13 protein-coding genes are annotated in these 20,227 nt (G+C 64.3%); 7 read left to right on the forward strand and 6 right to left on the reverse strand.

Going from position 1 to position 20,227, the window contains the following annotated elements; translation table 11 throughout:
- Nucleotides 1–93: 93 nt before the first annotated feature.
- The 3 genes from FB390_RS29700 to FB390_RS29710 are packed head-to-tail and all read left to right on the forward strand — an operon-like array spanning nt 94 to nt 3,883.
- Complete coding sequence (locus FB390_RS29700; RefSeq protein ID WP_141812523.1) at nt 94–1,485, forward strand: UvrD-helicase domain-containing protein; 1,392 nt, start codon at nt 94–96, stop codon at nt 1,483–1,485.
- On the forward strand, nt 1,482–2,204 hold the full coding sequence (locus FB390_RS29705; RefSeq protein ID WP_141812524.1) for a DarT ssDNA thymidine ADP-ribosyltransferase family protein: 723 nt from the start codon (nt 1,482–1,484) through the stop codon (nt 2,202–2,204). The genes FB390_RS29700 and FB390_RS29705 overlap by 4 nt, the downstream gene beginning before the upstream one ends.
- The gene (locus FB390_RS29710; protein ID WP_141812525.1) at nt 2,174–3,883 is read left to right on the forward strand and encodes an ADP-ribosylglycohydrolase family protein; all 1,710 of its coding nucleotides are present in this window, start codon (nt 2,174–2,176) and stop codon (nt 3,881–3,883) included. The genes FB390_RS29705 and FB390_RS29710 overlap by 31 nt, the downstream gene beginning before the upstream one ends.
- 73 nt (nt 3,884–3,956) lie before the next feature.
- Here the strand turns inward: FB390_RS29710 and FB390_RS29715 are convergent, their stop codons facing one another.
- From FB390_RS29715 to FB390_RS29740, 6 genes are all read right to left on the reverse strand, one after another.
- A complete protein-coding gene (locus FB390_RS29715; RefSeq protein WP_141812526.1) occupies nt 3,957–6,278 on the reverse strand; it encodes an AAA family ATPase in 2,322 nt (773 codons plus the stop codon).
- Nucleotides 6,275–6,856: a hypothetical protein gene (locus FB390_RS29720; RefSeq protein WP_141812527.1), complete on the reverse strand. Its 582-nt coding sequence runs from the start codon at nt 6,854–6,856 to the stop codon at nt 6,275–6,277. Before FB390_RS29720 ends, FB390_RS29715 begins: the two co-directional genes overlap by 4 nt.
- Before the next feature lie 31 nt (nt 6,857–6,887).
- The gene (locus FB390_RS29725) at nt 6,888–7,433 is read right to left on the reverse strand and encodes a hypothetical protein (RefSeq protein WP_141812528.1); all 546 of its coding nucleotides are present in this window, start codon (nt 7,431–7,433) and stop codon (nt 6,888–6,890) included.
- A 106-nt stretch (nt 7,434–7,539) separates the two neighbouring features.
- Nucleotides 7,540–8,508, reverse strand: coding sequence for an exonuclease domain-containing protein (locus FB390_RS29730; RefSeq protein WP_141812529.1), 969 nt, complete (start codon nt 8,506–8,508; stop codon nt 7,540–7,542).
- A gap of 207 nt (nt 8,509–8,715) precedes the next feature.
- Nucleotides 8,716–9,135 (reverse strand): hypothetical protein, encoded by a 420-nt coding sequence (locus FB390_RS29735; RefSeq protein ID WP_185757325.1) that lies wholly within the window; start codon nt 9,133–9,135, stop codon nt 8,716–8,718.
- The gene (locus tag FB390_RS29740; protein ID WP_141812530.1) at nt 9,132–11,822 is read right to left on the reverse strand and encodes an AAA family ATPase; all 2,691 of its coding nucleotides are present in this window, start codon (nt 11,820–11,822) and stop codon (nt 9,132–9,134) included. Before FB390_RS29740 ends, FB390_RS29735 begins: the two co-directional genes overlap by 4 nt.
- 2 nt (nt 11,823–11,824) lie before the next feature.
- Here FB390_RS29740 and FB390_RS29745 point away from each other — a divergent pair, with 2 nt between their 5' ends.
- From FB390_RS29745 to FB390_RS29760, 4 genes are read left to right on the forward strand one after another with little or no spacing between them, the layout of a single operon-like run.
- Nucleotides 11,825–13,828 carry an N-6 DNA methylase gene (locus tag FB390_RS29745; RefSeq protein ID WP_141812531.1) on the forward strand — a complete coding sequence of 668 codons (2,004 nt, stop codon included), beginning with the start codon at nt 11,825–11,827 and terminating at the stop codon, nt 13,826–13,828.
- Complete coding sequence (locus FB390_RS29750; protein WP_141812532.1) at nt 13,825–15,822, forward strand: type I restriction-modification system subunit M; 1,998 nt, start codon at nt 13,825–13,827, stop codon at nt 15,820–15,822. The genes FB390_RS29745 and FB390_RS29750 overlap by 4 nt, the downstream gene beginning before the upstream one ends.
- Nucleotides 15,819–17,048 (forward strand): restriction endonuclease subunit S, encoded by a 1,230-nt coding sequence (locus tag FB390_RS29755; RefSeq protein ID WP_141812533.1) that lies wholly within the window; start codon nt 15,819–15,821, stop codon nt 17,046–17,048. The genes FB390_RS29750 and FB390_RS29755 overlap by 4 nt, the downstream gene beginning before the upstream one ends.
- Nucleotides 17,049–17,054: 6 nt before the next feature.
- A complete protein-coding gene (locus tag FB390_RS29760; RefSeq protein ID WP_141812534.1) occupies nt 17,055–20,219 on the forward strand; it encodes a type I restriction endonuclease subunit R in 3,165 nt (1,054 codons plus the stop codon).
- Nucleotides 20,220–20,227 lie beyond the last annotated feature (8 nt).

Raw genomic sequence — 20,227 nt, forward strand, 5'->3', positions numbered from 1 at the left:
CAGCTAGTGCGACGGTCCGCTCGATCCTCTACTATCGCGAACGGTTTCTGTGATCCTCGAAAGGATCGGTTTTCAAGCGGGGGAGGATGTTTCGTGGCTTTGCCCATGCCAGACGGCCGACAATCAGATGTCGTGTACCTGCGGGCGAGCGGTCATCACGTTGTGCTCGGTACCGCCGGATCGGGGAAGACTGTGATGGCGATCCATCGGGCCGCGCATCTCGCGGACAGGCGTACCCGCGATAACGGCCCGACCGCGGTGCTGACCTTCAATCGTTCGTTGTCGACATACCTGCGCCACCTTGCCGCCGAGTACCGTGGCCGGATCACGATCCAGACCTACGGTCAGTTCGCTACCAGTTATCTGACTAGCCGGAAGATACTGGGCAGCAACGCGATTGCCAAGGACTATCGGCGAAAGACACTGATCGGCAAAAGTGTCCGCGGTGTTGCGGCCGAGTACCCCGGTTGGGCCTTTTTTGATCGACCGAATCGGTTCTTCGAGGACGAGCTGGAATGGATCGACGGTCACGGACTGGCCTCGGAAGCCGAATACCTCGAAGTCAGTCGGCGCGGTCGTGGCGTGGCGCTGCAGTCGAACCAGCGCGCCGCGGTGTGGAAAGTGCGCGAGGCATACCGACAACTGCTAGCTGAGGCGAACCTGCAGTACGACTGGCCTTCGGTGGCCTCGGCGGTGCGTACCGCGCTGGCGAAAGACGAGACCGAGCGTGCCTACCGGCACATCATTGTCGATGAGGCACAGGATCTCTCGCCGGAGGCCATTCGTTCGCTCGCCGAGTCGATCCCCCCGGACGGCAGCCTGACCCTCTTCGCGGATTATGCCCAGCAGATCTATGGGCGGGGTGTGTCGTGGCGGTCCTGTGGACTGAGCGTGTCGAAGGTCGAGACCTTCCTCGACAACTATCGGAACAGCCCGGAGATCGCCCGGCTGGCGTTGGCCATCGCCGAGATGCCGCACTTTCAGGACGCCCCTGATCTTGTCGTTCCGAACCAGCCGCGGCGCGCGCCCGGCAGGAAACCGACCTTGATGCACTGCCGCAACCGCGACGCGGAGGCCGGGTACATCGCGTGGAAGGCGCAATTGGAACGCAACACCAAACGAATCGGGGTGCTTGTCCGCACGCGGGAAGATACCGTTCGAGCGGTACAGGGTCTGAGCGATGTGCGCAAACTGCACGACGACATGACGAAATGGGATGTGACGGAGGGCATTTACGCGGGAACGTACTTCTCCGCCAAGGGGCTGGAGTTCGACATCGTCTTGATGCCGTACTGCGGCGCCGACAGCATGCCCAACCCGGAAGTGATCCAGTCGTTCGGCTTCGACGAGGCCGCCGGGCGCGAAAGTCGTTTGCTGTACGTCGGTGTCACGCGGGCAAGGAGCGAGGTCGTCATCACGTACTCCGGAACGTTGACGCCCCTGCTACCGCCATTCGACGAGACCTTGTACGGCGGTGGGCGATGACCCTGCTCGATGCCGAGGTTCTGGCCGAACTGCGGAGTATGCCGCTCGAACGTCTGGCGCATTTCACGCCGTCGCGCAACCTGCGACACATCCTCGCCGACGGCGAACTACGAAGCGCCGCCGAACTCCGCGACGACGTCCGCGCCTGTTTTACCGAGACCGACCTCCAGCGCCTCGACGGGCATCCGGACAGGGTGTGTTGCAGCTTCCAATACCCGAACGCGTACTACCTGTCGGTGGCCAAGAGCAAGCCGAACGCCGTCAGCTACCCGGACTGGGTGTGTTTCCTGATCGACAAGGAAATCGCCGCACGGCACGGGACGTTGTTCTGCGCGCGTAACGCCGCTGCCGGTGGTGCGGCACCGGGTGTCGAGGCGCTGCGTCGGTGCTATGCGGCCAGCGTTTCCGGGCAGGGGAACCGAGTGCGTACCCGGGGTGCGAACCATGACCCACGGTGTCCGACCGACGTCCAAGCGGAATTGTTGGTACCGGGTCCCATACCGCTGTCGGCGGTGCGCGCGATCGTTTTCCCCTCGGCCGACGCCGCCGAGGAGGAGTACGGGCGATTGCTGCGCATCGGCATCACGTCGGTCCCGAAGTCGATTCCTTCGCTGGTCTCGCTGGGTCTTTTCGACAAACAGCTGGTCAGCGCCGCGGTCACCACTTCGAGGCGCCTCGAGGAGACGGTATGGCGGCCAGTAGCGGGCGGCCAACCTTGAGCGCCGACCGATTCGGTAACCGAGTCCGCGGCGTGATCGTGGGCACGGCCTGCGGTGATGCGCTCGGGTGGCCGCAGGAACAGCGCGGAGGTTTGCTCGGGGGCCAGCGAGCACGGGACCAGCGGCAGCCCGAGCCGGTGTTCCGGTCGTGGACGCGGACGGCCGGTCACTATCGGTCCCGCTATCGCGATGTGGTCGACGCTGGTGCGTACAGCGACGATACGCAGTTGATGTTGGCGACCGCGCGTGCCTGTCTACACGGTTCGCATTGGGCGGCGCACCTCGTCGAGGTCGAGTTGCCGACGTGGCCCATCTATCAGCGCGGCGGCGGTGGCGCAGTATTGCGGGCAGCCGCTTCCTGGGCGAGGGGCGTCGCGCCGTGGCGGGTTCCTCCGCGATCGAACGGGACGCGATCGCTGCGTACGTATCGGGACGCGGGTGCCAACGGTGTCGCGATGCGGATCGCGCCTCACTCGATATGTGCGTCCGGCCCAAGCGATCTCACCGGACGCGTAATCCGCGATGGTGTCACGACACATGGTCATCCGCGGGCGTTGGTGGGAGCGCTCGTCTACGCGCACGTCCTCGCGTATCTGCTGCGGGCGGAGTCGGTGTTGGGATGCGGCGAAATCCTCGGTGTCGCCGAACGCAGCCTCGTCGAGGCGACTAGAGCCGCGGAGCTGCTGCCCGAGGACTGGGGTACGCCCGAGCAAGTAGACGAATTCATCACCACTTGGTCGGCGACCTGCGGGGAGATGTATCAGCTACTGACGGTCGTCGACGCTGCGCTGCGCGGAGGATCGGCGAGCGCGCCGGAAGATACGCTACGTGAACTCGGCTGCTGTGATTCCGATTCCAATGGTTCCGGAACCATCACGGCGGCCGGCGCCATCTTCGTCGCGGCGCACTTTGCCGACGAGCCGTTGTCGGGACTCGTAGCGGCGGCATTTCTGCGTAAGGCCGATACCGATACTCTCGCGTCGATGGCCGGTGGTCTGCTGGGTGCTATGCACGGGTACGAATGGCTCGGATCGCTGGGAAGCTCGGTCCAGGACGCTTCGTACCTGGTCTCGGTCGCGGCTGATCTGTCTTCTGGCCGAGGAATTGCGGCGCGGCCCACGGTTGGGCGTCCGCCCACTCTGCGCCGGGCGGCCGTAGACGAATTGGTGTTATCGAAATGCGGTGATACAGGGATATTTCCGGATGGGCGAACCTACCGTGTAGCCGCAATCGATAGAGTGGACGAGCAACGTCAGCGGGTGCGGCTGTGCCTCGACGACGGACAATCTGTCATTCTCGATACGCCGATCGCGCCCGAACGGAAGGTGCGGCCTCATGATTCCGCCGAGGTGAGCCGGAAACGATCCGGTGGCCGGCTCATCGAGACGGTGCTGCCGACTTCCGATCTCGGTCGGTGCGCGGATTTCTACGGCAGGCTCCTCGGTGCCGAACTTGCGGTCGGCACCGATACCGTGACCGTCGTTCCAGGCATCGCGATTCGTGAGTCCCGCGGCGGTCCGGAGCCTGCCGGAGGACTCGAGATCACACTCTCGGTGCCCGCCCCCGAGGCCGCGTTGCGTCGTGTCGGTGCGGAGATCGTTCGGATGGAATGTGGTGATTTCACTGCCACGGATCCGGATGGTCGCAGGCTGACACTTCGCGCGGACGACTCGGAGTAGCGGAGCACAACAGGTGTATCTTTCACGTACCCTGCCGCCGCCGTGTCGAGCCGAGAGCTGTACCAGTGTTGGTTCACTGCTCGGACGCACTGGATGCGGAAGCGCTCGCCCAGGTGATGAACTGTTGTGCTGTGAAGATCGGCTTGCCGTACTGGGCGGCCTTGCGGCCTTTGCCCGACATTGTCCCGGATTCGGCGGCGATCAGGGCGTCGCATCGCTTCTTCGTGACGCTGTCGACTGGACTGAGGCCGCACTTCATGGCCAGTCCTTCCATGTCGCCGCGGGTCCACTCCTTGCCGAAAGCGTCGACGACGGAGCCGGTGAAGCAAACCCGGGCACCGGGCGCCAGCGTGGCGGCGATGTCGGTCGACGGGCGAACGTCTGTGGAATCGACGATGGTGTGTCCCAGGGCCAACCCCAGCTCGTGCAGCAACGCGTGGACGCGTTCGTCCTGTCGGATGCGTTGAAGGTTGCGGCGGAGCACTTTCGCGAGTTCCGCTTCCGGTGTGGAGGAGGTCGGCACCTTCCCTCCTGCCCGGAAGCAGTCCGGTTTCCCGCCGCGTTCGAGTGTGTATCCGAAGTGGTCGTCATGAGCGGGGAATGCGTCGACGGCGGTGAGCGCATCCGAGCGCGTCCGCGCTGCGATATCGCGAACTGCCCGCGCACGGTCGAGGGCATTCGACGCCTCGATCCGAGCGAGATCGCCTTCACACAGTAAGTCGGGCCCGACAGAAATGCCTAATGGCATCGGCACGACGTAGCCTTGGCGTTTGAGCTCGAAGTCGATGTCGCGCAACTGGTTGTCGATATCTATGCCGACGGGGGTTCGTCCGGTGAGGTGCGGTCCGAACGCCGCCCAGGCTTGGTCCAAGGTAGGGGCTAAGAGGACATCGGCGGCCGTGATGCCGTAGGCAAGGCGGGCGTCGCCGAGGTCGCGGAGCGGGTTGACGAGTGTGGTGATTTCGAATCCATCGTCGGTGACCAGTGCGATCTCTACCGGGCGCGGTCTCCACATACGCCCTTCGTCCCCAACTGTGCAGACGCCGAGATAGACCTTTCCGCGGTGCGGGGCCAGCGGCCGACTGGCGGCGAGGAAACGCCGGACGCGGATATCGGTTCTCAGGTCCTTGGGTTGAACGTCGCGCGTCAGAACGAGCCCCTCCATCGACGTGCACCGGCTGAGCGCCACATAGAGCTGCCCGTCGGCGAATGTGCCGCCGCTCAGGTCGACGACGAGCCGGTCCAAGGTCTGGCCCTGACTTTTGTGGATGGTGACAGCCCAGGCGAGCTGGAAGGGCAGCTGACGGTATGTGCCGACGACTTCGTGTCGCAGCGCGCCGTTCTCGATTACCGGACGCGTGATCTCCCAGGTGTGCGGGCCGACGTCGACCTGTCGGCCGTTGGGCATGGCGACGGTCACGATCGGGTTGCCCTGGTCGTCCCCGCATCCGGTGATGCGGCCGATGGTCCCGTTCACCCAGCGGCCTGACGGGTCGTTGGTCAGCAGCATGATTTGGGCGCCGACTTTGTAGGTGAGGATGTACGGCGCTGGTCGGTCGAAGCCGTCCACATCGCCGGTCGTGAGTACGAGATGAGTGAGCTCTGGGCCAGGAACGCGACCGAGCATGTCCTTGTTCCGCGCGTCGGCAATTCGGTTGGTAGTGGCCAGCGTGAGCCAAAACTCGTCGACCGGGGGCTGGAAGGCGGGTTTGGTTCGCGTATTCAGCTCGGCTCGAGCGGCTTCCAGTAGTGTGCCGTCGCGGACGTCGTTCAAGATCTCGACCAGACGAGCGTCTCCGATCTGCCGGAAGACCGTGGTCAGCTCGACGAGCGGAAACTGCTCGCGGTCGTAGTGATCTGCTGAGAAGAAATATGGCGAAGCGTATCGGTGTGTGAAGTAGTCTTTCTCGCCTTCGGTGACGACGGGCGGCAGCTGAAACAGATCGCCGACCAGCACCAATTGCACTCCGCCGAAAGGAGTTCCGCGTTTGGGTCCGAACCTTTCCAGCGCGACGGCCAAGCAGTCGAACAGGTCGGCTCGGATCATCGACGCCTCGTCGAGGATCAGGGTATCGAGTCGACCGAGGGTCTTGTGGAATCTGGCAGGAAAGTAGCGCACGGAGCGGACGTCCTCGACCGTGATGCCCGCCCAGAAGGAGAACAGTCGGTGGATGGTGTAGCCCTCGACATTGAGAGCGGCGACCCCGGTAGGTGCAGCCACGACAACGTTGCGGTTCGTTGTGACCAGGAAGTGGCGGATCAAGGTCGACTTGCCCGTACCCGCACGTCCTGTAAGGAAGAGGTTTTCGCCACGTGCCAGGCGCTCGAGTCCTTCGGAGAATTCCGGTGTGCGGGTGAGGGAACGATCCGTGGTCGGTGTCGGGTGATCTGTCATGACAGTGGCTCGGGTTTCACTCGGTCCGCGAAATCTGCCGGAAGGACGGCAATGGTCGGGCTGTTCAGCTCGGCCGGCATCATCCATGGCGTCTTCTGGGTCTTCGGCGAGACGGTGCGCCGCAGCCGCTGCTCCTCGGTGAACAGCCAGGCCGTCCAGACCGCCCCGATGAAGTTGGCGACAGACAGGGCGCGCAACTGCGGTTCGTCTCGCTCAGGAGTGGTGAGAGCCGGAACCGGCAGGAACCGGGGAACGACGAGTTCGGTGCGCTTGCGTCTGGCGTAGTCGGAAATCGCGGCGCAGATGGATTCCTGATGCTGAGTTGTCTGCTCGATGAGATCGTCGAAAGCGTCGATCCGTACCGCGTGGGCGAACGTAACCGGAGACTCGGTTCCGTCGGTGAGGACCACCGAGCGTTCGCAGGTGAGTGATCGGATCTTCTTTATGTAGTCGGGATCGTCGTGCCGTATGACGACAGCGTTCGTATTGCGGACGAAGTTGTTGCCGGTGCGGCTGGTCAACCACACGGCGGTCGACTCGGCAAGTGGTTGCCGATCGACGGTTGCGAACCCCAGCATGATTCTCCTTGCTCCAAGTGGTGGGTTGCGGTCAGTCGTTGTCCGCGTCGGGCCAGCGCGTGATTCGGGCGGGATTGGGACCGGCGTTCGTGTCGGTGAACCGGTCGAGGCCGATGAGCAGAACTCCAGGCATCCGGCTGCCCTTCGATGTCAGGAGCAGACCACCGACCAGGTACATTTGGGCCGTCGGCGCTTCGACGGCGAAGCCGGTGACCGTGAATGTTCCGTATGGCTTCTGCTCGAAGTAGCCGACAACGGCATCGCCGTGATTCAAGTCGGTGAGCGCACCGGCCAGTCCAGTGGGCGGATCGCCGATTTCTACGGGATCGGCGGTCAAATCCAACAGGTCCGGTACGGGGTTCACAGTCGATGACGCGGTGTCGAGTGCCTGGCCGCCGATGAGCAGACCACCGGTCGCGATGGAACGAACTACTGTTCCGCGGACGGCGTAGGTGCCGTAGAGCTCGGATCGGAAGACCGCCGTCGCAGGCCCACCGGGACCGAGGGCAGTCAGCGATGCCTTCAGCGCCTGAATGTTCCTACGTCGAGGTGGGACGGGCAGAGTCGGTGAATACATGATGGGATCAGCTTTCTTCATCAGGTGTTCAGGGCGCGGATTGGACAATCCGCTTGTTTGGGGGAACCGGTGCAGGGACGCGGGCGTCGTATCGAGTTCGGGGCGGTCAGCGGCCCGGCATCACTTGGCCTAGCTCGTCCAGCGGCTGGCCGGCGAGGCAGCGCAGAAAATCCTCCTCGGTCATCAGCTCGATCCTTTGACCGGCGCGCTGCAACTCGACCGCTCGTCGGGCCTTGCCGGTCAGCTCCGCGCCAGGGCGGAGGACTGCGGGATTGATCTCGCCGGCGACCAAGACATTGGTCCTGCGCGTGACGTTGTTCTCTGCTGTCGCGCCGAGTCGTGCGCATTCTTGCCAGGCAGCCTCTCGACGCATCGAGGACAGGGCCCCGGTGAACACCACTACCCGGCCATAAAGGTAGCCGTCCGGATCGGCGTCGGGGTTGAGCTCACCCTGAATGAGGCGGGCGCTGCCATCTCCGCTCGAAATGGCCACGCTGCCGCGGTGTTCGCCGCCTGTCATCCGTCCGAATCGAACATCCACCGACCCGGCAAGCTCGGCGAGGTCGTCGGCTTTGCGGTCGGCGGCCAGCCGCACGACCACATCCGCGACGGCTTGGGCGTCGGCGAGCGCATCGTGATGACCGGGATGAATGCCGCCTAGCGATTCGACGACGTATGGAAGTCGATAAGACGGCAGGGAGAGCGCGCGTCGAGAAATGACCAGTGAGCACAGGAAAATCAACTCCGGCCCGGGGATCTGATCGGCAACACACGCGTCGCGGATGACGCCAAAGTCGAAGGCGGCATTGTGGGCGACCACGACGTCACCGCCGATGAAGTCGACGATGTCCGGCAGGATCTCAATCCACGGAGCCGCGTTGGAAACCTGGTCGGCCGTGATCCCGTGCAGACCGACGTTGAAACGATCGAAATGGGCCGCTCGCTCCGGCGGGCGGATGAGCCAATGGCGATCATCGACGGGTTTGCCGTCGCGGACCCGCACCAGGCCTACCGAGCACGGTGATCCGCGGTACGAGTTGGCGGTTTCGAAATCGATCGTTGTGAAGTCCAGCATTCTTCCCCCTCGGACGCTGTTGAGCCGGAGCGGGTCGCGGGAGCCCGATCGGCTGTGCAAGGACCCGAATAGTACTGTGCCGAAACGAAACTCGAGCGGCCTTGGTCGGGTCCCTCGGCGAGAGCGTGCAGCGCTACCGCGCCGCACGCACGAGAACCGAGCGCTATGTCGTTGCCGGTGGTCTCGATGCTCATGAACGCGAGTCCGTTATGCGTCATAGACCCGGCCATCACCGCTGGCACATGGCTCCGAACTGATCGGTGATCGGCGACTCTGGGCGACGGGGACCGCGGGCCGGCTCGCCTGCAGACCGCGCACGATCTCGAGCAAGTGCTGCACTTCCTGGTAGGTGGGGGACAGCTGGTACGCGTGCTGGTGGCATGCCTCGGACAGCCGCGTCCACGCGTACTGGGACCGAGACGGGACCTCATGCTGATCGTGGTAGGCGACCTCGAGGCAGGCCAGGCGGGCTCGGCCGCTGGCTCTACCCGCTTCGATTCCCTTGGCGCGCAGGAGTTCGTCGACGATTTGTTCCAGCGCAGTGCGGGTCAGCCAGGCGGCGATCCGATTGCTGTGCGGGGATTGCCGGGCGATCTGTGCACCGGCCAGGGTCAGGAGGCTGGTCATTTTCCCGCCTTCTCGATGTCGTCGACCAAGCGCTCGACTTCTTTGGTCGCATCGCGTGGATCGGTGGTCGAGCTGAGCCCGTAGTGCATCTGGGGTCCGGTGATTCGCAGCGCGGACTTTTGATACTGCGCGCGGGCCCACTGGTCGAGCACCTGGGGTTCGCGTGTTTCGCCGAAAACTCCGAGGATCACTTTCGATCGCGTGGTGGCCGCCGCGCCCCACTCGCTCTCGAGCGTTTCCAGCGACCGTCCGGCCTTGATGTTGCGGGTGAAATAGGCGTGCCGAGCGGCTGTTTCGACCGCGAAGCGAAGCATGCCAGGCAGCGTCCGGCGCATCGCCTCCTCGGGGAGCCTGTCATTCTCGTATTCGGCCACCAGACCGAACGCGTCCTGGATGTAGCGGCGCGCCGGATCGGTGAGTGTCGTGATCGACACCTGAGAGTCCTTGCCGCGGCTGACCTCGACGATGGTGGCCGCGAAGTTGCCGCGCCGCACCGCGGCCGGCAGGCGGTCATCGTGGGAGAAAACCACGACCTGCCGGGTCTGGGCGAGTTCGCTCAGCAACGTCACGAGCCCGTCCACCTTGGCCGGGTCCATGGCTTGCACGGGATCGTCGAGAACCAGGAATCTGAACGGTGACTCTGCCATGGTGGCGCGAGGCAGGAACAGAGCCAGTGCCAGTGCGTGGAGCTCGCCCTGGCTGAGCACGGTGAGCCCATCCGCGGCCACACCGTCGACCAGCGAATCGATGCGCAGCTTGCGCCGGGTCGCGGTGCCTTCCAGACACAGATCACCGATCTCGACGTTGCTTTCCTGCCGCAGCATCGACCACGCGTGCTGGACGCCGTCGCGTATCGGTGCGAGGCGTTCGTTGCGCAGGCGGCGATCGTTGTCCTGCAGCCACTTCTTGGCCTCGTTGAGCTGATCGACCGCGGGCTTATCCGCGAGCCAAACCTCCCAATCCGCGCACCAGGCATGCAGCTCGGCGTTCAGGGGTTGCCACCGGTCCTCGCGCTCCGCCAGAGAGACCGCCGCGGCCTTGCTGAGCGCGTCGACCGCCTCGCTGAGCGCCACGGCGTTGGCCTCCAGGTGGTCGGCCAGCTTGGCCGCTGTCTGCGCGACCTGGTCGTGCGCGATCGCGGCCAACTGTTGCCACGCGTCGCGGGCGGCGGCCACGGTCTCCTCAAGTTCCTGAACAGGGGAGTGGTCCAGGATGGCCGGCGCGGGCCGCAGCACGCGAAGAGCCTCGGAGCGCGCCAGTTCCGCCGATTTCCGGGCCTCGCTCAGTGCAGCCAGGTGCTGGCGGTCCGCGTTCACCGCGGCACGGCCGGCGCGAGCCCAGTTCGCGTCGAGTGTGCCTTCGTGACACACAGGGCATGGCATGTCGCCGTGCTCGTCGTGGACTCGCAGAGCCTGCTCGAGCAACCGCAAGGTGGACAGCTTGCGCTCACTAGCACCATCAACGAGTTCGGCCAACTCGGCGTCGCTTTCGCGCAACCGCGTCGCGATCGCGACGGCTTCCTCCGGCGCGACCGGGGCCGTCAGGTTCGCGAGCTCGCGCAGCCGCGGAACCGGCCCGCTCGCACCGGTTTCGGTCTCGTGCAGCGACGCGCGCAGCCGGAGCAGATCGGGCGCGGTCTTCTTCAGCAGCGGCGCCACCGCGGCGGCGCGCTCGTCGTCGAGCTCTGCGACCGCGTCGGCAAGCGCCTTACGTCGTTTCGCCAGTTCGTCACCGGGCGCCTTGCGGTTCTTGTGCCGCAGCGCGATTCGATTGATCACCTCAGTGAGCTGTTCGACCCCCAGGACTCGTGAGATCGCGTCGTGCAGATCGCTGGGGGTGCCGTTGAGCATCGCGCCGAGCTCGTCATAGGACAGGATCGGGCGGAATCGCTGCAGCGGTGCGTCCCATCCGAGGTCGCCGCGACCGAGCCGCTGTTTGCCGCCGCGTCGTTGGGTGCGGGTGGTGTGCCGGTTCACATCGGTCTCGTAGTCGGGCCAGTCGATGGTCACCACGACCGGCTCGTTGTTCTCCTCCACCAAGCTCACCGCGATGCGTGCGGTCCGATGGTGCAGATTGCGCCACTGGTCACGCCACTGTGTCGACTTCTTGCCGGTCCAGCGAAAAGCGCTGTCGGTGAGCGTGAGTTCGACTGCTTCGGAGATGCTGGACTTTCCAGATCCGTTGCGTCCCGCCACAATCGTCAGCCCCGGTTCGGGCCGCAGATTCAAGGTGGTGGCCGGTCCGATCCCCCGAAATCCCTCAACCCGCACCGAAGTGAGGAATGTGCCGCGAGCCTCTGATGAGGTTGCAGCGGAGGGAGATTCGGCGGCGTGCTGGGCCGGTGTAGCGCCTCCGAGGTAGTCGTCGAGTGCCTGGTCGCCTTCGAAGGCCGCCAGGATCAGCAGTCCCACCTCATCGGGGAGGTTCGATGCGTCGATCTGTTCGGCGAGCCATGGTGCGAGGCGAGTGCTGTCCGGAAGCGGATCGGTCATGGCGGTGAACCCTTTTCGTGTAGGTGATTCGGGTGGAGCCAGAGGGAGCGCGGCGTTGAGCGCCGTTGGTGATGTACACATCGTGCGGCACAGTGTTAATGTTGTCAAGCAGTTCGCGCCGCCTTGATTTTCACACCAACATGAGCCAGGATCGTGATGTACACGAGAGGGGTGACATGTCGGACCTGGTTCCACCCGTGACCGCCACGGAAATCTCCAAACTGGTCGGCGTGACCCGCGCGACCGTGAGCAACTGGCGCAAGCGTCATGAGGACTTCCCGAAGCCGGTGGGCGGCACCGAGTTCCGGCCCGTCTTCGACTGGAACGCGGTGCAAGCGTGGCTGGCCGACCGCGGCCAAGATGCCACCGAAGCGCCGATACTGTCGCTGCGGACGCTGTTGCGTTCGTCGTTGTCCAGCGACGACGCGCGGGCTCTGCTCGCCGAGCTGAAGCCGTCCGGATCCGGTTGGGTGTCGCCGGGCTACACAACGACCGACGCGTCCCGTGTCCTGAAGACGCTGGCGCGTGCCGCCGAGACCGAAGGACCACGGGCCGCACTTCAGGCGGTGGCCGACCACGCACACGGCGGTGAGCAGAACATCGCCCTCTACCGGACGCCAGAGCTGGTCGCCGCCCTTATGGCCGAACTGCTGCGGCCGCTCGGGGCCGGGCTGGTTCGGGTGCTGGACCCGGCTTGCGGTGGTGGTTCGCTTCTTGTCGCCGCGGCGGAGCGCGGTGCCACTGAGCTTTACGGACAGGACATTTCGGAGATCCAAGCAGCCCTGGCTCGTCTGGTGGTGCAGGCCGATACCGAGGTCGACGCGACCATCGCGGCGGGCGACAGCTTGCACGACGACGCGTTCCCCCGCCTGGAGGTGGACGCGGTGCTGAGCAGTCCGCCGAGCCTTCGGGACTGGGCCGCGGATCGGGTGCATATCGACGACCCGCGATGGGGGTATGGCACGCCGGGGCGGACGGATTCGGAGCTCGCGTGGGTCCAACACGCGCTCGCGCACCTGCGTCCCGGTGGACTCGCTGTCCTCCTGCTGCCCGCGCCGGTCGCGTCGAAGGCATCCGGCAGGCGAATCCGTGGTTCGCTGCTGCGGGCAGGAGCGCTTCGCGCCGTCATCAACCTGCCGCCGAGACTGCCTCAGCTGCTGTGGACGCGACTGAATCTGCAGATCTGGATCCTGGAGAAGCCCGACCCCGGCGCAGCGGTGCCCGACAGCGTGCTGCTGGTCGATACCGCGCCTGCCGCGGGCGAGGCCGCGCAGAGTGGCGTCGGTGATGCCGTCGACTGGCCGCCGGTCGCCGACACGGTGCTGCGCGTGTGGTCGGCGTTCGTCGAAGGTCGACTAGGGGAGGCCGAAGAGCCCAACGTGTCGACCGTTGTCCGCGTTGTCGATCTCCTCGACGAGGAGGTCGACCTCACGCCCGGCCCGCGGGTGAGGTTGGCGATCGACCCCGGAATCGTCGCCGGTGAGGCCGATTCGGCACTCGCACGGCTGCGGGCCCGCGTCGCGGAGCTGGCGCACGCGTCCGAGGCCGTCGGGCAGGTCGCGCCGATCTCGGGTCCGGCATGGCGGACCGCGACCATCTCCGATCTCGCTTCGGGAGGGGCTGTGCGTATCCTGCGTGCTCAGCCATCGCGGCCCGCGGCCGGCGACGAAGCACCCCGGCCTGCCCTGACCGGCCGCGATATCGCCACCGGCAGCCCGCCATCCGGCACGGTAAGGGCGGAACCTGGCAGCCCGGCGGTCGACATCGAGATAGGCGATGTTCTGGTGCCGACCGTGCGCGCACCCCGCGGCCATGCCTTCCGGATCGCGGGCCCCGACGAGGCGGGGATCGCGCTCGGCCCTAACGTGCAACTCGTGCGCACAGACCCGCAACGGCTGGACCCGTGGTTCGTTGCCGGATTCATCGGCGGCCTCGACGACGGTCCTGTCCCCGGCACGACCGCGATTCACGCCGCACTGCACCGAACGCGAATACCGTTGTTGCCATTGGCTCAGCAACAGCGTTACGGCGAAGCGTTCCGCCGCGTGCACCAGCTGCGGGCGACGTTGGCCGAGGTCGGGGCGGCAGTGGATCAAATCGCCGAGGTGGTGACCACCGGTCTGGTCGCCGGTGCGCTGGAACCGGCCGCGAGCAGCGCGTTGAACGAAGACATCAGTGATCGTCGAGGAGGCAGTGAGTGAAAACCGGCAAGCACAGCGAGCTGGCCAACCACGCGTGGTCGGTCGCGGACCTGTTGCGCGGCGACTACAAACAGTCCGATTACGGCAAGGTGATCCTGCCGTTCACGGTGCTGCGACGCCTGGAATGCGTGCTGGAGCCGACGCGGGACGCGGTCATCGCAAAGGACAAGTCGCTCGCGGGGAAGAACATCGATAAGCACAAGTTCTTGACCATGGCGGCCGGTGCGGTGTTCTACAACACCAGCGACCTCACATTGAAAAAGATCGCCGCCGATCCGACCTACGCCTCGAAGAACCTGATCACCTATATCGGCGCCTTCTCCGAGAACGCGCGCGAGGTGCTGGAGAAATACGAATTCGCCCAGCAGATCCGCAAACTCGACGCGGCGGGCCTGCTGTACCAGGTGGTCGGCAAGTTCGCGGATCTGGACCTGCGCCCGCAGGTGGTATCCAACCACCAGATGGGTTACGTGTTCGAGGAACTGATCCGCCGCTTCGCCGAACAGTCCAACGAGACCGCCGGTGAGCACTTCACCCCCCGTGAAGTCATCGAGCTGATGGTGAACCTGCTGATCGCGCCGGACGCCGAACTGCTCGGCGTACCCGGCGTGGTCCGCCGCATCCTCGACCCGGCCTGCGGCACCGGCGGCATGCTCAGCTCCGCGGAAGCCCACATCACCGCCCTGAATCCGCAGGCGACGGTGGACCTGTACGGGCAGGAGCTCAACCCGGAGTCGTGGGCGATCTGCCGTTCCGACCTCATGATCAAGGGAGAGGACTCCGAGAACATCGTCCTGGGCAACTCCCTCGACGACAACGACGGTCACCCAAAGACCAAGTTCGACTACATGCTCGCCAACCCGCCGTTCGGCGTGGAATGGAAGAAGATCAAGGATGATGTCGAGTGGGAGGCGGCCAACCTCGGCGAGGCGGGTCGCTACGGCGCCGGACTGCCCCGCATCAACGACGGATCGCTGCTGTTCTTGCAGCACATGATTTCGAAGATGAAGCCGGTGAACGCCTCCGGCGAGGGCGGCAGCCGGATCGCCATTGTCTTCAACGGTTCCCCGCTGTTTACCGGCGCCGCCGGGTCCGGCGAGTCCGAAATCCGCCGGTGGATCATTGAGAACGACTGGCTGGAGGCCGTTGTAGCGCTGCCGGACCAGCTGTTCTACAACACCGGCATCTCCACCTACTTCTGGATTCTCACCAACCGCAAGAAGCCCGACCACTTGGGCAAGGTGGTCCTGCTGGATGCGCGGGACTACTGGGTGAAGATGCGAAAATCGCTGGGCGACAAGCGTAAGCAGATCAGCGATGAGCAGATTGACGAGATCACCCGGCTGTACGGCGAAGCGCTGACGGTCGCCAAAGACCCGACCCACCCGCTGCACGGCAAGGTGAAAGTCTTCAACAACGAGGACTTCGGATACCGCCGCATCACCGTCGAGCGACCGCTCAAGCTGCGGTTCGAGCTCACCGACGAGGGCCTGGACAAGCTGGCCTCCTCGGCGCCGGTCCGGAAGCATTACGGCGAATCCGACGCGTTCCGCGTCCTCCTCACGCCACTGGTCGGCGCCTCCTGGCAGACGAAGGCCGAGGCTGTGTCCGCCATGCGCGATGCGGTGGTCGGTGCGGGTGAAACATGGCCCAGCGGTGTGCCTTTCGCCAAGGTCTTCCGTGAGGCGGTCGGCGTGCGCGATCCAGAGGGGGAGGTTCAGCTGGTGAAGGGTGCCCCCGAACCGGACCCTGAGCTGCGCGACTATGAGAACGTTCCGTTGACCGAGGACGTCGATGAATACCTGAGCCGCGAGGTCCTGCCGCACGTTCCTGATGCATGGATCGACCACGCCAAAACCAAAGTGGGCTACGAGATCCCGTTCACGCGGCATTTCTACGTATACACGCCGCCGCGTCCGCTGGCAGAGATCGACTCGGAATTGAAAGCTTTAGAGGTGGAGATTCAGAGACTGCTCGGTGAGGTGGCTAAGTGAATTCCCCTGATTGGGCTACACGACGGGCTCGGTATTGCTTCTCGATCCAGGACAAGCGCGGGGTAGATGCGCCCCTGGCATCTGCGACGAAAGATGGCGTTTTCCTTCGAGATGAACTGGACTTTTCGGTATGGAACCCTGACTCGGATGTTAGCAACTACAAGCTGGTGCAACCCGATGACTTCGTGATTGGACTCCGGTCCTTTCAGCATGGACTTTCGCACTCAATGGTGAGAGGTCTGGTTAGTCCTGCATACACGGTGCTCAAGTGTTTGGATGGACTGCATCCAGGGTTCTATAAGTATTATTTCCGGTCGTCACTTCTCATCTCGCAACTGTCCAACATCACCCAGGGTATTAGGCAGGGGCAGGCGATTGATATCGAATCATTCAGGAATCTGACGATTCCCGTTCCTCCGCTAGGGGAGCAGCGCCGCATCGCCGACTTCCTCGACGCCGAAACCTCCCGCATCGATGCGGTTGTCAACCTCCGGAGTCGCCAGATTGGTCTACTTCACGCGGGCTGGATCGCTACCTTATCGGGCGAATTGGATAGCTTGGAGTCCAAATACGGCAATGTCAGGCTGCGGTACTGGGTTTCGAGCATTCAGCAAGGATGGTCACCTCAGTGTGACGACCGCACTGTGGGCGATAATGAGTGGGGAGTACTGAAGGCTGGCTGCGTAAATACTGGGCGCTTCGATCCGTCGCAGCATAAGGCCCTACCTCCGGATATCGCTCCGCGGGAGGAGTACCTTCTTCAGATCGGTGACCTCCTGATGTCGCGGGCCAGTGGATCGCCAGACCTCATTGGCAGCGTTGGTGTGGTTCGAGATCTGCCAGCGAAACTGCTGCTGTGCGACAAAATATACAGAATAACTCCAGACTGTAGGGTTGCCACGGCTGAGTTCCTTGCATATGTGCTGCGTGGATACCGAAATCGTGAGCATGTTAAGAATGGAATATCTGGTGCGGAAGGCATGGCAAACAATCTCCCAGTCAGTGTTGTCAAAGACTGTTTGATTCCGAAGGCTCCGATCCAATCTCAGGCGGTCGTTGTCGGGCGTCTGGATCGACAGGCAGCAGCGGTGGAGTCAGCAACGAGCGCGTTGCGGAGATCGACGGCCCTTCTTTCGGAGCGTCGACAGGCGCTCATCACCGCAGCAGTGACCGGCCAATTCGACGTCACCACCGCCTCCGGGCGGAATCTCACCCAGGGGGTATAACGACCAATGTCCGTGCACAGTGAGCAGGTGTTCGGGGAGGCCATCGTCCAGGCGATGGTGGAGAACGGCTGGCGGGAGGGGAATCCGCACGAGTACCGGGCGGAGCTCGGGCTTGATATGGGGGAGCTGCTGACCTTCATCTCGAAGACTCAGCAGACGGAGTGGGATGACCTGGTCGCCACCTACGGGGACGATCAGGATGAGGCGCAGCGGGGGTTTGCGAAGCGGCTGGGGCAGGAGTTGGCGGCCAAGGGGCTGGTGAAGGTGCTTCGGGAGGGGGTAAAGGATCGGGGTGTTCTGATCCGGGTCGCCTACTTCAAGCCGAATCTGGTCGGCTCAGAGGATGTGCTGAAAGCCTATAAAGCAAATCGGCTCACGGTAGTTCGGGAACTGCCCTACGCCACCAAACCCGGCGCCTCGAGACCTCGCCTGGATCTGGCGTTGCTGCTCAACGGGATTCCGGTGGCGACGGCGGAGTTGAAGAATCCGCTGACCGGGCAGGGTGTGGAGGAAGCGAAGCGGCAGTATCGCGAGGACCGCGATCCCACCGAGCTGATCTTCAAGCATCGAGTGATCGCCAACTTCGCCGTCGACCCGGATCTGGTGTTCGTCAGCACTCAGCTGCGCGCGGAGAAGACGGTGTTCCTGCCGTTCAACACCGGTTCGGAGGGGCCGGGAAATGCTGGCGGCAAGGGGAATCCGCCCGCCAGCATGGCAGGCAAGTACGCGACCTCCTATCTGTGGGAGCAGGTGTGGCAGCCGGACAACTGGCTGGACCTGCTGGAACGGTTCGTGCACACCACCGAGAAGAAGGGGGCGGCCGGCAAGGCGACTCGCTCGACGATCTTCCCCCGATTCCACCAGTGGGATGTGGTCAAAAAGCTCACCGCGCACGCCGCGACTCACGGTTCCGGGCACGACTACCTCGTGATGGCCTCGGCAGGCTCCGGCAAGTCGAACACCATCGGCTGGCTCGCGCACCGGCTCAGTGATCTGCACACCGAGCGGCTGGAGAACCTCGACCCCGAAGCCCGGGCGGCCGGATTGGCGCCGGGCGTACCGGTTTTCGACAAGATCATCATCATCACCGACCGGCGCAACCTGGACTCGCAGCTGCGCGACACCGTCGGCGGGTTCGAGCAGGTGTCCGGGCTGGTGGTGAAGATCGACGACAAGGCAGGCTCGAAGTCCGGGCAACTCGCGAAGGCATTGAACTCGCAGAGCGGCAAGATTATCACCGTCACGCTGCACACCTTCCCGGCGCTGCTGGACTATCTGCGGCGTGAGCAGGCCAAGCTAGCCGATGGCCGCTACGCCGTCATCATTGATGAGGCGCACTCCTCCCAGTCCGGCGACGCCGCCGCCGCGGTGCGAACCGCGTTGCGCGATATGGGTCTCGACGCGGATGACGAGGAAGAGGGCGCGGTCGAGGTGCCCATCGACGAACGTTTGCGGCGTAAGGCCGAGGCGCGGGCGAAGGCAGCCAACATCTCCTACTTCGCGTTCACCGCGACGCCGAAGGCGAAGACGCTCGAGAACTTCGGCACTCCCGACGGCAATCAATACCGCCCGTTCCACACCTATTCGATGCGGCAGGCGATCGAGGAAGGGTTCATCCTCGACCCGCTGCGCAACTACATCACCTACAAGGCCTACTACCGGCTGGTGAACCAGAACCCCGACGATGTCGAGGTGCCTGAGGCCAAAGCCTCGAGCTTGCTCGCACGGTTCGCGTTCATGCATCCGTACGCGGTGGAACAGCACGCGCAGGTGATCGTCGAGCACTTCATCGCGCATACCCGCGGGCGGCTCGGCGGCCGGGCGAAGTCGATGGTGGTGACCGCCTCCCGGCAAAGCGCGGTCGCGATGGCTCGGGCGATCAAGGAATACCTGAAGGTTCGCGAGTACGACATCAAGTACCCGGATGTCGGCGTGCTGGTGGCTTTCTCCGGCAGCCTCGATGTCGATGGTGAGGAGGTCACCGAGTCGTCGGAGAACGGCGGGCTCGCCGAATCCGCGCTGCCCAAGGCGTTCCGGTACACGCGGGCCGACGACCGGGCGACCCAGGCGGGCGGCAAGGGGCAGCGGGAATACCGGATCCTGGTGGTCGCCGAGAAGTATCAGACCGGGTTCGACGAGCCGCTGCTCACCACCATGTACGTGAACAAGACGCTCACCGGTATCGCCGCCGTGCAGACGCTGTCGCGACTCAACCGCACCCGCGAAGGCAAATCACAGCAGGATCTGGTGGTGCTCGACTTCGTCAACGACGCCGAGAAGATCCAGGAATCGTTCGCGCCGTACTACGAGGACGCGTTCACCATGCCGACGGACCCGAATCTGCTGTACGTCGCACGCGATCGAGTGCTGGCCGCACCGATTCTGATCACGCAGGAGATGAAGGATTTCGCGGCGGCATATCTCGTCGCCGAACAGAAGGCAGCCGGATCGGCCGCGAAGTGGGCCAAGCTGCATGCCGAGCTGTATCGGCACCTGGCACCGGCTGTCGACCGGTTCACTGTCTTTCTCAACAGCGAGGAAGAAGACGATGTCGCACTCGCCGAGTCGTTCCACGCCGATCTCAACGACTACGTCCGCAAGTACGGGTTCCTCGCGCAGATCGTGCCCTATCAGGACCCTGACCTCGAACTGCTGCACCTGTACGGGCGTCACCTGCTGAATCGGTTGCCGCGACGCGCCGATGGCGGTATCGACATCGGCGAGGTCGACTTGAGTCACCTCCGGCTCGAGCAGACCGGGGAGCATGACCTCGGACTCGCGCCGGAAGGCGCACAGGAATTACGAGGGTTCGGGGACGGCGCCGGGCCGGCCAAGGAGCCCGAGAAGTCGCTGTTGTCCGCGCTGATCGAGCGGTTCAACGAACGGTTCGGCACGGAGTTCTCCGAGGAACATCTCGCTGTGCCGTTCAACGCCGCCATGAACGAACCGCAGGTGGAGCAGGCGCGCTTGGCGAACAAGAATGTCGACGACTTCGGCGTCGTCTTCGACAAGGTGTTCGCCGAGAAGATGGTCGAACACTTCGATACTCTCAATGACCTGGGCGAGCGGTACTTCGCCCGGGACAACGAGTTCAAGAAGGACCTGGATCGGCAGGCGCGCACCGCGGCGTTCCGGCTGCTCGGGCGGCGACATGGGCTGCCCGAGATGTAGCCCACGGT

It is taken from the genome of Nocardia bhagyanarayanae, from assembly GCF_006716565.1.
GTDB classification, from domain to species: domain Bacteria; phylum Actinomycetota; class Actinomycetes; order Mycobacteriales; family Mycobacteriaceae; genus Nocardia; species Nocardia bhagyanarayanae.

What these genes read in the sequence shown, in the direction of transcription:
- FB390_RS29730 (WP_141812529.1), bottom strand. Translation starts at nt 8,508, where the DNA reads ATGCTGGACTTCACAACGATCGATTTCGAAACCGCCAACTCGTACCGC.
- FB390_RS29715 (WP_141812526.1), bottom strand. Translation starts at nt 6,278, where the DNA reads ATGACAGATCACCCGACACCGACCACGGATCGTTCCCTCACCCGCACA.
- FB390_RS29760 (WP_141812534.1), top strand. Translation starts at nt 17,055, where the DNA reads ATGTCCGTGCACAGTGAGCAGGTGTTCGGGGAGGCCATCGTCCAGGCG.
- FB390_RS29735 (WP_185757325.1), bottom strand. Translation starts at nt 9,135, where the DNA reads ATGACCAGCCTCCTGACCCTGGCCGGTGCACAGATCGCCCGGCAATCC.
- FB390_RS29710 (WP_141812525.1), top strand. Translation starts at nt 2,174, where the DNA reads ATGGCGGCCAGTAGCGGGCGGCCAACCTTGAGCGCCGACCGATTCGGT.
- FB390_RS29705 (WP_141812524.1), top strand. Translation starts at nt 1,482, where the DNA reads ATGACCCTGCTCGATGCCGAGGTTCTGGCCGAACTGCGGAGTATGCCG.
- FB390_RS29720 (WP_141812527.1), bottom strand. Translation starts at nt 6,856, where the DNA reads ATGCTGGGGTTCGCAACCGTCGATCGGCAACCACTTGCCGAGTCGACC.
- FB390_RS29725 (WP_141812528.1), bottom strand. Translation starts at nt 7,433, where the DNA reads ATGTATTCACCGACTCTGCCCGTCCCACCTCGACGTAGGAACATTCAG.